The following is a 14293-nucleotide window of genomic DNA, read 5'->3' on the forward strand; positions in this document are numbered from 1 at the left end:
TAAGATTGTAATGTTAACGTGAACAATTTGTAAAAAGCAATTATCTTTAGATTTAATCATAGTTTGTTTTGTTATCGACAAGAAATTCTAAAACCAATAAATGTTCACGTTAAACTAAATGCAACTCCCATTATGATTATAAAGGAGAGCAGTAAATCTCATGAGCAGAAAATTCATGGATGAGAACTTCTTATTGTCCAGTGAGACAGCAATTCAGCTGTTTCATACCTATGCGAAAGACATGCCGATTATCGACTATCATTGCCACCTCAGTCCACAAGAGATTTATGAGAACAAGACGTTTAATAATATTACCGAAGCGTGGCTGTATGGTGACCATTACAAATGGAGAGTGATGCGGGCAAATGGTGTAGAAGAGAAATACATTACCGGTGACGCCAGTGACTATGATAAATTTCTAGCCTGGTCCAGAACCGTTCCTAAGATTATCGGGAACCCGCTTTATCATTGGACACATTTAGAGCTGCAACGTTTCTTTGGTGTATATGATCTGCTAAATGAGGCTAATGCGCCGAAGATTTGGGATGAAGTGAATAATCAGCTGCAAGGGGAAGGGTATGGAGCAAGAGATCTAATTGTTAGATCGAAAGTTACTGTTGTATGCACCACAGATGACCCTGTAGATACTCTGGAATATCATGAAAAAATCAGTCACTTGAGCGGATTCAATGTCAGCATAGTTCCGGGGTTCCGTCCAGATAAAGCCCTTGAAATCAATCGTCCTACCTTCAAGCCTTGGGTAGCTCAGCTAAGCGAAGTCTCAGGAATGGATGTTGAAAATTATGGTCAGTTTCTAGAAGCATTGGAGAGTAGAGTGAGATTCTTCCATGCCAGAGCGGGCCGTGTATCCGACCATGCTTTGGATGCAGTAATGTTTGAGCCAGCTACTTTGGAGGAAGCTGCGGCAATATTTGCTAAGGCGCTTCGTGAAGGCACTGTAAGCGAGAGTGAAGAAAAGAAATATAAAGGGTTCACACTTGTGTTCCTAGGTAAATTATATAGCGAGCTGGATTGGGCAATGCAATTCCATATTCATGCGCTGCGCAATAATAACAGCGTAATGTTCGGACGTCTCGGTCCTGACACGGGTTATGATTCCATCAATGATGGTGTGATTGCTAAGCCGCTGGCAGGTCTACTGGATGCGCTGGATCGTGAGAACGCGCTGCCTAAAACAATTTTGTACTCACTGAATCCAAATGATAATCATGTCATTGCCGGGTTAATGGGCTGCTTTCAAGGAGGCGGAATTCCAGGAAAGATTCAATTCGGAACGGCATGGTGGTTCAATGACAATAAGGATGGCATGCTGGAACAAATGAAGACGCTCGCCAACCTTGGTGTACTTAGCCAATTTGTCGGGATGCTAACAGACTCCAGAAGCTTTTTATCGTATACCAGACATGAGTACTTTAGAAGGATTCTATGTGATCTTATAGGCTCCTGGGTAGAGACTGGAGAAGCCCCAGATGATATGGAACTGCTGGGCGGTATGGTTGAGAACATCTGTTACAATAACGCTGATCATTATTTTAATTTCTCGAAACAGGCATTGGTGACTAGGTAATCGTTATGATATCCTTACATGGAATAGCCAAACCCGTTTGATAAGGAAGGTTGACCCATGGCACCTACAATCAAGGATATCGCCAAGCTGGCGAATGTTTCACATACAACTGTATCAAGAGCACTTAACAACAGTCCCCTAATTAAAGAAGTTACACGTAAAAAAATCGCCGAGATCGCTGCGCAAGTGGGTTATGTCCCCAATTACAATGCTAAAAGCCTTGTGATGCAGCGATCATACACCATTGGCTTGTTCTTCACGAGTATCGCCAACGGCACAACGTCTGGTTTCTTCTCTGACACGATTCGTGGTGTAAATAGTGTCATAGATGTAGAGTATAATCTGTTCATCCGTGGGATCGATGATTATGCGGAATATTCCTCTATTCATCGCAAACGCTTTGATGGAATTATTCTAATGAGCCAGAGTGAAGCAGATAATAAATTCATTTACCATGTGGTCCAGCAAGGCATTCCAATCGTTGTGCTGAATCGGCAGATAGATGACCGTTCCATTATTAACATCATCTCGAATGACCGGGAAGGTGCTTATCATGCAGGAAAACATCTAATTGAAGCCGGGCATCAAGACATTGCGATTATTGAAGGCGTAGAGGGTTTTAAATCCACGCAGGAACGCAGAGACGGTTTTATAAAAGCATTGATTGACCATAATATCCCTGTGCGTAACGACTATATGAAAAGTGGTAATTACGATATGCAAAGCGGATATGAGGCGATGGGCAAGCTGCTGGATTTAGAAAAACCACCAACGGCAGTATTTTGTTCCAATGACGATATGGCGATCGGAGCTATGAAATCTGTGTTCGAGCGAGGGCTGCAGGTGCCGAAGGATGTCTCTATTGTTGGTTTTGATGATATTGGTTTTTCGCTTTTTGCGAATCCATCGCTTACCACGGTCAAACGTCCGATTGAGAAGATCAGTGAGCAAGGTGCACGCCAGTTGTTAAGCTTAATCAAGGAACCTACAGAACAAGATGGACGAATCTCGATCGAGACAGAGCTGATTGAGAGAGAATCGGTTAGGAAGCTGTCAAAATAGTAGGTGGACGCATATGGCCCCCAATCCTTTACAATGGTAAAGGGTTTTAGATAAAATTTTCACGTGTGCATAAATTAATAAAATTAAGAATAATAATATTAATTTATATAGTTTTTTTAAATAGTTTATCGTGTGCATTAATAAATGGGAGGCGTTTAGATTGAAAAAATTGAATAGCGATAGTTGGAAAGCCTACAAGCAATACCCCGAAAAGGTCCTGCAATTTGGTGAAGGTAATTTCATGCGCGCCTTTGTAGATTGGCAGATTCATACGATGAATCAAAAAACGGATTTCAATGGTGGAGTGGTGGTTGTACAACCGCTGGGCAACGGACTTGCAGAAATGCTAAATGTCCAGGATGGTCTATATACGCTTTATCTCCAAGGAATCAAAGACGGAGTAGCGGTAAAAGAACATGAGGTCATCAACTGTATTACGAGAACGCTTAATCCTTTTGCCCAGCATGAGGAGTATATGAAGCTTGCTGAGAATCCAGAGCTGCGCTTTATCGTGTCCAACACCACTGAGGCGGGAATTGCTTTTGAAGCAGGCGACAAGTTAACCGATGCTCCGCAGAGCAGTTTCCCGGGCAAGCTGACAGCCTTATTGTATAAACGTTTTGAATTTTTTAATGGGGATGCTTCTAAAGGTTTTATCATCATTCCATGCGAGCTGATTGACCGAAATGGTGATGAGCTTAAGAAGGTTATTTTAAAATATGCGGACCTTTGGAATCTTGGAGAGGGCTTTGTAGACTGGTTGAACGAAGCCAACACCTTCTGCTGCAGTCTGGTGGATCGCATTGTTCCCGGATATCCAAGAGACACTATCGCCGAGATAACAGAAGAACTCGGTTATGAGGATAAGCTGGTCGTTGTCGGCGAGCAATTCCATCTTTGGGTGATTGAAGGGCCAGAGTGGATTAAAGAGGAGTTCCCTGCTGAATTAGCAGGTCTTAATGTACTGGTAGTCGATGATATAGCGCCTTACCGGACTCGTAAAGTTAGAATTTTAAATGGAGCACACACAGCTATGACACCAGTAGCCTATTTGTACGGCATTGATACGGTTGCCGAGGCCATTGAGCACGAAGAGGTTGGGGCCTACGTGAAGTCCTTAATCTATGATGAGATCATTCCGACACTGGATCTGCCGACAGAGGAATTGAATTCTTTTGCAGACGCGGTATTGGAACGGTTCTTGAACCCTTATGTGCAGCATTACTTGATGAGCATCTCCCTTAACGCTATCTCGAAATTTAAGACAAGAGATCTGCCTTCTTTATTGCAATATGTAGAGTCCAAGGAACAATTGCCTGAGAAGCTTGTTTTCTCATTGAGCGCATTAATTGCCTTCTATAAAGGACGTAGAGGGGATGAAGAAATTAAGCTTGCGGATGATGCGGATATTTTGGAATGGTTCGCTTCCTTGTGGGGAGGATGGGATGGTACAGACTCTGGGTTACGCGCACTGACTGCTCAGGTACTGGCGGCAAAAAATCGCTGGGGTTGTGATTTAAATGAAATTGCGGGGCTGACTGACAAGGCGGCAGAAGGGCTAATTGCAATTGAGCGAGTAGGGATGAAGCAAGCGCTGCAAATGTTCGTGAAGAGACCTGCGCACAATTAATACACAGGAGGTGGATAACGATATGATCAAGACCATGAAAGAGGTACTACAAATCAATGATGCTGATAACGTAGCGGTTGCATTGAAGGACTATAAGGCAGGCGACACTATCGTAATTGGTTCAAAAGAGATCAAGATTACAGAAGATATCGCCAGAGGTCATAAAATTGCATTAACCAGCATTAGCGAAGGCGAGAATGTGTTGAAATATGGTTATCCAATCGGTCATACCAAAGCACCTATTGCGCCTGGTGAATGGGTGCATACCCATAATACGAAGACCAACCTAACAGGGGTAGAGGAATATACGTTTGAGCAGAAGCTGATACCGAATCCTTTTGCCGATGAGAATTTGACCTTTAAGGGGTACCGTCGCTTTGATGGAACTGTAGGTATTCGCAATGAGCTGTGGATCGTGCCTACAGTTGGTTGTGTGAATGGAGTGGCGGAGCAGATCATCAATATTTTCAAGGCAGAGGTTGGCGATATCGCTCCGTTCGATAACGTGCTCGTACTGAAGCATAACTATGGTTGCTCTCAGCTGGGTGATGATCATGACAATACTCGTACGATTCTGGCTAATGCGGTTAAGCATCCAAATGCGGGCGCCGTACTTGTGCTCGGACTAGGTTGTGAGAACAACAATCTGCATATTTTTAAAGACATGCTGGGTAGTTACGATGAGGATCGTGTGCGTTTTCTTGTCTCGCAAGAGGTTGGGAATGAGATTGAAGAAGGCGTAAAGCTGTTGAAGGAACTCTACAATAACGTACAAGGCGATCATCGGGAAGAAGTCTCGCTCTCTGAGCTGAAAATCGGTCTGAAATGCGGAGGCTCCGACGGTTTGTCCGGTATTACTGCGAATCCTCTGCTAGGACGTTTGTCTGATTATATGGCTGCTCAGGGCGGTACAACTGTACTGACTGAAGTGCCCGAGATGTTTGGCGCCGAAAAGATTCTGATGGAGCGTGCGGCAGACGAAGCTATTTTCCACAAAATTGTTGATCTCATCAATGACTTTAAGCAGTATTTCATGGACTATAAACAGCCGGTATATGAAAATCCTTCACCAGGCAATAAAGCCGGAGGGATTACTACGCTTGAGGATAAATCGCTGGGTTGCACTCAAAAATCCGGTAATTCTACGGTATTGGATGTACTCAAGTACGGAGAGCTTATCACTAACAAAGGCTTAAATCTTCTTAACGCGCCGGGCAATGACCTAGTGGCTTCGTCGGCTCTGGCTGCTGCTGGCTGCCAATTGGTGATCTTTACGACTGGACGGGGGACACCTTTTGGTACTTTTGTGCCAACGATGAAGGTATCGACGAATACACCTTTGTATGAAGGCAAACGTCACTGGATTGATTTTAATGCAGGTGTGTTGGTCGAAGACGGTTCTCCAGATGAGGTCCTGCGTGACTTTATTAACTACATTATCAGCGTGGCTAGTGGGGATTGGGTAAATAATGAGAAGAATAATTTTCGTGAGATTTCCATATTTAAAACAGGAGTAACGCTATAATAAATGAACATTTACCAATCAAGCTGTCCCTTATGCTTTTTAAGCGTAGGGGGCAGTTTTTTTAGTTTCGGACTATACATAATCCATCTTTAAAAAGAACGATAATTGCATTCTTCTAATTTAGTGACTGCAATCACAATCGCCCCATACGGCCTGTGCTAATCTGTTGTTGAGAATAGTTCTCACACAAAGGAGAATAGTCCAATGGAAAAAGTGCTGCGAATGGATGAGTCTATCTTCGAGATGGTATCAAGGCATCCGGAGGTCGTTGAGATTATGGTAGAGCTGGGCTTTAAGGACATTGCTAAGCCAGGCATGCTGCAGACCGCTGGCCGTTTCATGACCTTATCCAAAGGAATCAAGCTGAAGAAAATGGATCTCGAAACCGTGAGGTTAGCATTTGAACGACATGGCTTCGAGATTATGAAATAAAGACATCTATCATCAAAATATCATTAAGGAGAGATCAATAATGAGTGAACTGATAAATAACCGCGAGGTTGATGTGCCGGAGCAAACTCGTCGCCAAGCCATGCTCAAGGAGATTATTAAAGAACTGCATGCAGGCAAAAGCATTGAAGAGGTGAAGGCGCGCTTCGAGGAAGCTGTAGGCGATGTAACCGTAGCGGAAATCTCAGCTATGGAGCATTCATTAATGACCGAAGAGGGGATTCCGGTATCTGAGGTACAGCGGCTTTGTTCGGTCCATACAGCGATTTTTAAAGGTTCTATTGAGCAAATTCACCGTTCATCTAAGCCTGAGGAGCAGCCAGGGCATCCAGTACACACCTTCAAGCTGGAAAACCGCGAGATAGAAAGACTTGTGAACTTCCGTTTAGATTTACACGCAACCAAATTTCAGAAGAACGACAGTGAAGAACTTATCTTCAAGTTATTGGAAGATTTAAGCTTATTGCTAGATCTTGATAAACACTACAGCCGTAAAGAGAATCTGCTATTTCCTTACCTTGAAAAGTATGGGATTTATGGACCGACCAAGGTCATGTGGGGAGTCGATGATAATATCCGCCGTATGATAAAAGAGGCCAAAGCAGCACTTAGCGCGTATAACGGAAACGCTGCAGAAATTGGGGCTCAAGTTACGGAGATTATCCAGGAAGTAAATGAAATGATCTTTAAAGAAGAGAATATTCTACTGCCTATGGCGCTGGACAAACTGACTGAAGACGAATGGGTCAAAATCGCTCGGGAGAGCGATGAGATTGGTTTCTGTCTAACCGCACCGGAGCAGGAATGGGTCCCAGAGCGCGCCGCAGAGCCGGAAGGTGCAGTGCTGGGAGAAGCAGAGGGAGTAACTCCGCAAGAAGGGTTCATACGTTTTGAGACAGGGCTGTTGTCACTGCATCAGCTGGAGACCGTACTCAATCATCTGCCGGTAGATCTGACATTCATTGATGAAAATGATGTTGTGCGGTATTTTTCACACGGCAAGGAACGTATCTTTGCCCGAACTAAGGCAGTTATCGGCCGTACGGTACAGAACTGTCATCCGCCTCAAAGTGTTCATGTGGTGGAGAAGCTTCTGGAAGACTTTAAGGCAGGACATAAGGACGCTGAGGACTTCTGGATCAACATCAAGGATAAGTTTATTTATATCCGTTATTTCGCTGTCCGCGACGAGACAGGCCGGTATATGGGAACGCTAGAGTTTACACAGAATATCGCACCCATCCGTGCACTGGAGGGGCAGAAGCGTATTCTATCAGAATAATGGGTGATAATGGAATATTTCCAGATAATAATATGGGAAGAAGACTCTCTTGCTTTGGCGCAAGAGGGTCTTCTTAGAATATAATAGAGTATACTATTGAAATAAGGAATTCCCGGGTGTGTTGTCTTTCCTTGACCACAGAGGGGGCTTCTATTATAGTTGGTACTTAGGATTAACTATTTTAGTATAAAAAAAGGTGGCTTGTTACATGTCTGAGAATATCTACGTTGGCGTGGATTTGGGTGGAACTGCAATTAAGGTTGGAATCTGCAATGCTGAGGGAACTCTACTACATACTTATGAGGGACCAACAGGAACTGCAGAAGGTGTCGATACTGTTATCGATAATATCGAGAAGTATGTACGCCAAATTGTGGAGGATTCCCCGTACTCTTGGGATCAGCTTGCAGGTGTAGGCGCGGGCGTAGCAGGGTTCACAAATATTCGTGAAGGAATCATCATTCTTGCGCCCAACATAGGATTTAAAGATGTGCCGATTCGCTCCATTTTGGAAGATCGCTGGAACAAGCCTGTCAAAATAGACAATGATGCGAACGTGGCTGCGCTGGGTGAAGCTTGGAGTGGTGCAGGTCGCGGGATTGAGAACTGTGTTTGCTATACCCTTGGAACAGGTGTGGGTGGCGGAATCATTATTAATGGAAAAATTTATCAAGGTTTCGCGGGTCTAGCGGGCGAGCTTGGCCATATCACTGTAGTGCCGGATCTGGAAGCTATTCAATGTGGTTGTGGCAATATGGGATGTCTGGAAACCGTTTCCTCTGCTACAGGTATTATTCGTATGGCTAATGATGCAGTCGCTCGTGGTGATCGTACTTCCCTTTCTCAGGTAGAGAAGATTGCAGCGAAGGAAGTATTTGATGCGGCTAAAGCTGGTGATGAAGTAGCGATTCGTATAGTAAACCGTGCAGCTTACTATCTGGGTAAATCTATGGCTTCTGTTGCGGCCGTGCTTAACCCTGAGGTCTTTATCATTGGTGGTGGTGTGTCTAAAGCTGGAGATATTCTATTTGATGAAGTTCGTCGCGTGTTCGCTAAGCTCGCACCAGCTCCGCTTCAGACGGGTGTTTCGATTATCCCTGCGGAGCTTGGCAATGATGCAGGTATTGTTGGTGCTGCAGGCCTTCTGCTTCGTTCTTAAAAGATAGGGAGTATTCATATACTAATTTAGGGAGGGGACGCTTTAATGACCGAATTGGACAATACTCCAACGGCTGGAGCCACCCTGATCATTATTACCGGAATGTCAGGTGCGGGTAAGACAATTGCTGTGCAGAGTCTGGAAGACCTAGGGTTCTTCTGTGTCGATAATTTACCGCCGGTGCTGATCCCTAAGTTTGCAGAACTGATTGAGCAGTCGAAGGGTAAGATCGCCAAGGTAGCACTTGTGATTGACCTGCGCGGCCGGGAATTCTTCACTGCTTTGTCCGAGTCTCTAGCCTATATCAAAGATGAGTCAACCATTGGCTGTGAAATCTTGTTCTTGGATGCTACGGATTCGGTACTTGTGCAGCGTTACAAGGAAAGCCGGCGTCATCATCCTTTAGCACCCAAGGGACTTCCGCTTGACGGTATCAAGCTGGAACGTAAAATGCTTGAGGAATTAAAGAATTCAGCCACATTATGTCTGGATACTAGCAGTATGAAACCAGTGCAGCTTAAAGAGAAGATTGTATCTCGGTTCTCGCATTTAGGAAAAAGCACACTTTCCGTCAATATTACATCGTTCGGATTTAAGTATGGTATTCCTATTGATGCAGACCTCGTCTTCGATGTTCGCTTTTTGCCTAACCCACATTATGTGGATCACCTGCGGCCAAAAACAGGTCAGGACAGCGATGTCTATGACTATGTAATGAAATGGCCTGAAACACAGGTGTTCCTGACCAAACTGCTCGATATGCTTCATTTCTTAATTCCGCAATATCGTAGGGAAGGTAAATCCCAGATTATTATCGGCATTGGCTGTACAGGCGGAAAACACCGTTCAGTAGCCATTTCGGAATATTTGGGTAAAATGCTGGGCGTCAGCGAAACGGAATCCGTAGCGGTTAGTCATCGGGATTCCGAGCGTGATCGGCACTAATGAGAGAAGGGGTCCATAGTGGCTGAAGAACAAAGACAGCGTCCACGTATCGTCGTTATGGGCGGTGGTACGGGGTTATCTGTCATGCTTCGCGGCTTAAAAGAAAAGCCGCTAGATATTACAGCTATAGTTACGGTAGCGGATGATGGAGGAAGCTCGGGCATTTTGCGCAGTGAACTGCAAATGCCACCTCCTGGGGACATCCGTAACGTATTAACAGCTATGGCTGATGTGGAACCGCTCATGGCGGATATTATGAGATATCGTTTCAACACGGGTGAAGGCTTGGCGGGTCATAGTCTTGGTAATCTAATCCTCGCTGCGCTTACAGATATATCTGGCGATTTTGTCACAGCTGTTCGCGAGCTTAGCCGATTATTTGCTGTTCGTGGACGGGTATTGCCCGCTGCGGGAGATGCCGTTGTGTTACGTGCAGAAATGTCGGACGGTACGATTATCACAGGTGAGTCTAAGATACCGGAAGCCGGCGGGATCATTAAACGGGTATCTTTGGAGCCTGCTGATGTGGAACCGTTGCCTGAAGCACTTGAAGCGATTCGAAACGCTGATGCGATTCTTTTGGGACCAGGAAGTCTCTATACGAGCATTCTTCCGAACCTACTTGTTCCAAAGCTAGCAGAAGCCGTTGTATCTTCGGATGCAATCAAAATCTTTGTCTGCAATGTAATGACTCAGCCTGGCGAAACGGATAATTATACCGTAAATGATCATCTACAAGCCGTTTATGATCATATTGGAATTCATTTATTCGATTATGTTATTGTCAATGACGGTGAAATTCCAGAGCAGGTCCAGACGAAGTACGCAGAGAAGGGCGCACGTCCGGTACAACTCGACAAGGATGTACTAGATGGCAGTGGGTATAAAGTCATCGCGGATAAGCTAGTGTTATTCCGAACTTACTTAAGGCATGATACCGATAAACTTAGTCATCATATCTACCAGCTTGTGCAAGATTGGATAAACAGGAACCCTAGGGTATAACTTAAAAATATAAGAAAATATAAGTTTTACACCTATACTTTCTTATATTTCTCGCATAAACGCTTACCGTCCTCAAAAGGACGCCGAAGGCGTTTATGCTTGTATATATGAATGACGTACTTATTTCAGAAAGAGGTGAGACCCTTGTCTTTTGCGGCCCTTACCAAAAAAGAGCTGACGATGGTGGAGAGTGAGCCCTGTTGTGAGAAGGCGGAAATGTCAGCACTTATCCGTATGAATGGATCTGTGCAGCTTTCAAGCAAAAAGGTTATTCTCGACATTTCGACGGAGAACGCCGCGATTGCAAGGCGGGTATATTCTTTGCTTAAGAAATATTACCAGGTCCATATTGAGCTACTCGTGCGTAAAAAAATGCGTTTGAAGAAAAATAACGTTTATATCGTTAGAATTCCTAGTCGCGTACAGGAGATCCTAAATGACCTCAGAATTGTGTCCGAAGGATTTATTTTTACCGACGGTATTGATAAAGAGATTGTTGGGAATAACTGCTGTAAGCGTGCTTATTTACGCGGTGCCTTTTTGGCGGGCGGATCGGTTAATAATCCGGAGGGTTCCTCTTACCATTTGGAGATTTCCTCGATGTATGAGGAGCATTGTAAGGCGCTTGTCGATCTAGCTGGTGAATTTCACCTAAACGCACGCTGCATTGAACGTAAAAAAGGGTTCATTCTATACATTAAAGAAGGCGAGAAGATTATCGAATTCTTAAGTTTGATCGGGGCGCATCAAGCGTTGTTCAAATTTGAGGATGTAAGAATTATGCGGGATATGCGTAATTCCGTGAATCGGATCGTGAACTGCGAGACCGCGAATCTCAATAAAACGATAAGTGCCGCGGTGCGGCAGATTGAAAATATCAAACTGCTGCAGCGAGAAGTAGGACTGGAGAGCTTGCCGGATAAATTGCGAGAAGTTGCAGAGATTCGAATGGCACATCCAGATATCAACCTTAAAGAGGTTGGTGAAATGCTGAAAGGTACAGTTAGTAAGTCCGGAGTAAATCATCGACTTCGTAAGATTGATGAACTGGCGGACAAGGTTCGCGGCGGCTAGTCACTTTTTTTCTAGTGTGGTTTACGTTATAATGATATAATAATATAAAATTAATGTGAAATTTTTGGGGAGAACTCAATTAGGGGGTAAGCGTTTCATGACAAAGCACCCGGTAGTTGTTCGGTTGAAGACAGGGCTACACGCTCGACCGGCAGCATTGTTTGTGCAAGAAGCTAACAAGTTTTCGTCGGAGATTTTCGTGGAAAAAGACGATAAAAAAGTAAACGCCAAAAGTATTATGGGTATTATGAGCCTAGCGATCAGTTCCGGCACGGAGATCTATATCAGCGCGGATGGTGCAGACGCGGATCAAGCTGTAAACGCTTTGACGAGTCTCGTCAGCAAAGAAGAGCTTGAAAACCAATAATATTTTGAGATGACTTTTTATCGCATGACTAAAAAGCCCCTAGGGGCTTTTTTTAATACCAAAAAATAGATTTACGTGTGCAACATTTACCAAAAAGACTCGTCTAGAGGATAATAACAAATCACAAAAGATGAAAGGGGCTGGCAAATATGAAAGGTTTGGTTAAAAAGATTGGTTCAGTGTTGATCGTAGGGAGTTTGTTAATTGGAGGGATTAGCATGAGTGGTGCCTTCCAAGGTCCTGCAAAGGCTTACGCAGATGAAGTGCAGAAAAATGTCGTTAGTGTAGTAGGTAAAGGTGAATTGTCCATCAAGCCGGATATTGTATACTTGTCCATCGGTGTAGATACTACGGCTGCAACTGCACAAGAAGCGCAAAAAACAAATGCTGCTAAAATCCAAAAGATCACTACACTACTGAAAGGGACTTGGAAAATCGCAGACAAGGATATTCAAAGTACCCAATTTTATGTGCAACCCAACTATAGTTATAGCGAAAAAGATGGACAGCAAGTGAAGGGATACAACGCGAATCATACGCTGTTAGTGTCTTATAGAGATCTGACCAAGGTTGGTGAATTGCTGGATGCTGCATCTGCGGCAGGGGCAAATAATATCGGAAATGCACGTTTTTCAGTGGAAGATACTTCTGCCTTTGAAGCTCAGGTGATTGAAAAGGCGATGGCGAACGCAGATGTTAAAGCAGGAGCTATTGCTAAGGCAGCTAGACGTAGCTTGGGTCAAGTAATCACAGTCAGCCAAAATGATGGTAATGTTACTCCGGTTTATTTTGAGCAGAATCTAAAAATGGAAATGGCTGCAGCAGATGCTGGTGCAAGCACATCCGTTCAACCGGGAGTAGTTAAAGTTACAACACAGCTGAGCGTAATGTATGAATTGAAATAGTAGCAGAACAAGATGTGTGTAGAGAGGAGAGGTGCTCTTCCGCTAGTAATAGTGGGGGGTGCCTCTTTTTTTGTGTAAAATCTCTAAGATTATGTTTAATAAACTGGAAAGGGGAGGAAAAATATGATGATGAATTTCTCAAAAGAAATAGTACGCAAATGGGGCATAGGCTTGATGTCGGCGGGGTTATTGCTTGGTGGAGGATTACTGCCTGTTGAGACTGGTTATGCAGCATCGGATCAGACGAAGAGTGTGGCTATTGCTTCAAGTATAGTTTTGAAGGCAAACGGGATGATTTCTCAGCAGACAGGTATTTTGCAGGAAGGGAAGGCATGGGTGCCGATCACCTTTATGCGTGATGTGCTGCGATTACCACTTACTTATGATAAAAAAGAAAATGCATATACGATTGGAAAGGGAACGATAAAAACTAAGTTCATGTTATCTAGCTATGGAAATTCTATTTGGGTGAACAATTATTACATTCGAGAATATGAAGGAAAGCTAATTAACAATCGGCTTTATGTTCCATCAGGCCTGTTGAATGATTATTTGGGTTATAAAGTAGATTGGAGTCGGGACTCTGGTAGGCTGAACGTGGTGAACAGACCACTGAACGTGCTGACAGTAACCACTGAAACCTATGCTAAGGATCGGCAAGAGGCTTTTATCCAGCTTGATTATCCGAAGATCAGTGGATTAAGTAATTCCAATGCGCAGCAGGCAATTAATAATACTTTGAAGGAAAGTGTTATGAAATTTGCGGCTGGTGCAGAACAGGATATCTCCGATCGGACCGGGTCAGAGCCTAAGTATACCTATGATATAGATTATGTGGTGACCTACAATCAGAATGGTGTGATCAGTTTAGTGATGTCACAGTATAGCGATACGGGCGGCGCTCATGGCATGACTAATCGTGAGGCATTTACTTTTTCACTTAAGGATGGCAAACGTCTATTGCTGGGTGATTTGTTTGGTGCTAATCCCAACTACAAACAACAGCTAAATGCCAAGCTGAACAAGCTGGTAAAAGCGGAGGAAAGTTATTTGGGAGGATTCAACGGATTGAATACGGAGAAGTATTTTTATCTGAAGGATGATCAGGTCGTGCTGTTCTTCCAATTGTATGAATACACAGCTTATGCTGCGGGATTCCCGGAATATCCCTTTACTTTCAAAGAACTGTTGCCGGAAGGCGGTAGCCCATTTGCTGCTGTAAAATAAATAGAGAAGTTGTAACCGCTAGTGTCACCACTGGACATCTCCCCCTTACCAGAATCACCTCGAATTCATATGCT

General features: G+C 44.0%; 13 protein-coding genes. All 13 read left to right on the forward strand.

What is annotated here, in order from left to right:
* The first annotated feature begins 160 nt into the window (after nucleotides 1-160).
* The 13 genes from uxaC (at nucleotide 161) to R50345_RS00910 (ending at nucleotide 14219) form a co-directional block, all read left to right on the forward strand.
* Nucleotides 161-1588: a glucuronate isomerase gene (uxaC, locus tag R50345_RS00850; RefSeq protein ID WP_042123295.1), complete on the forward strand. Its 1428-nt coding sequence runs from the start codon at nucleotides 161-163 to the stop codon at nucleotides 1586-1588.
* 57 nt (nucleotides 1589-1645) lie between these two features.
* A complete protein-coding gene (locus R50345_RS00855; protein ID WP_042123297.1) occupies nucleotides 1646-2650 on the forward strand; it encodes a LacI family DNA-binding transcriptional regulator in 1005 nt (334 codons plus the stop codon).
* A 160-nt stretch (nucleotides 2651-2810) separates the two neighbouring features.
* The gene (locus R50345_RS00860; RefSeq protein WP_042123299.1) at nucleotides 2811-4280 is read left to right on the forward strand and encodes a tagaturonate reductase; all 1470 of its coding nucleotides are present in this window, start codon (nucleotides 2811-2813) and stop codon (nucleotides 4278-4280) included.
* 34 nt (nucleotides 4281-4314) lie between these two features.
* The gene (locus R50345_RS00865) at nucleotides 4315-5805 is read left to right on the forward strand and encodes a UxaA family hydrolase (RefSeq protein WP_042131751.1); all 1491 of its coding nucleotides are present in this window, start codon (nucleotides 4315-4317) and stop codon (nucleotides 5803-5805) included.
* Between the two features lie 204 nt (nucleotides 5806-6009).
* Nucleotides 6010-6237 (forward strand): DUF1858 domain-containing protein, encoded by a 228-nt coding sequence (locus R50345_RS00870; protein ID WP_042123301.1) that lies wholly within the window; start codon nucleotides 6010-6012, stop codon nucleotides 6235-6237.
* Between the two features lie 40 nt (nucleotides 6238-6277).
* Nucleotides 6278-7537, forward strand: coding sequence for a DUF438 domain-containing protein (locus tag R50345_RS00875; RefSeq protein ID WP_042123303.1), 1260 nt, complete (start codon nucleotides 6278-6280; stop codon nucleotides 7535-7537).
* Between the two features lie 208 nt (nucleotides 7538-7745).
* A complete protein-coding gene (locus R50345_RS00880) occupies nucleotides 7746-8696 on the forward strand; it encodes an ROK family glucokinase (protein WP_042123305.1) in 951 nt (316 codons plus the stop codon).
* Between the two features lie 45 nt (nucleotides 8697-8741).
* Nucleotides 8742-9641 carry an RNase adapter RapZ gene (rapZ, locus tag R50345_RS00885; protein ID WP_042123306.1) on the forward strand — a complete coding sequence of 300 codons (900 nt, stop codon included), beginning with the start codon at nucleotides 8742-8744 and terminating at the stop codon, nucleotides 9639-9641.
* Nucleotides 9642-9698: 57 nt separating this feature from the next.
* Nucleotides 9699-10646, forward strand: a complete 948-nt coding sequence (locus tag R50345_RS00890) for a gluconeogenesis factor YvcK family protein (RefSeq protein ID WP_170880206.1) — start codon at nucleotides 9699-9701, stop codon at nucleotides 10644-10646.
* A 144-nt stretch (nucleotides 10647-10790) separates the two neighbouring features.
* Entirely contained in the window at nucleotides 10791-11720 is a 930-nt protein-coding gene (gene whiA, locus R50345_RS00895; RefSeq protein WP_042123310.1) for a DNA-binding protein WhiA, read from the forward strand.
* A 97-nt stretch (nucleotides 11721-11817) separates the two neighbouring features.
* Nucleotides 11818-12087 (forward strand): HPr family phosphocarrier protein, encoded by a 270-nt coding sequence (locus R50345_RS00900; protein ID WP_036687106.1) that lies wholly within the window; start codon nucleotides 11818-11820, stop codon nucleotides 12085-12087.
* Nucleotides 12088-12236: 149 nt separating this feature from the next.
* Entirely contained in the window at nucleotides 12237-12992 is a 756-nt protein-coding gene (locus tag R50345_RS00905; protein ID WP_042123312.1) for an SIMPL domain-containing protein, read from the forward strand.
* A gap of 123 nt (nucleotides 12993-13115) precedes the next feature.
* A complete protein-coding gene (locus R50345_RS00910; RefSeq protein ID WP_052414410.1) occupies nucleotides 13116-14219 on the forward strand; it encodes a PdaC/SigV domain-containing protein in 1104 nt (367 codons plus the stop codon).
* Nucleotides 14220-14293 lie beyond the last annotated feature (74 nt).

It is taken from the genome of Paenibacillus sp. FSL R5-0345 (assembly GCF_000758585.1).
GTDB lineage: Bacteria > Bacillota > Bacilli > Paenibacillales > Paenibacillaceae > Paenibacillus_AQ.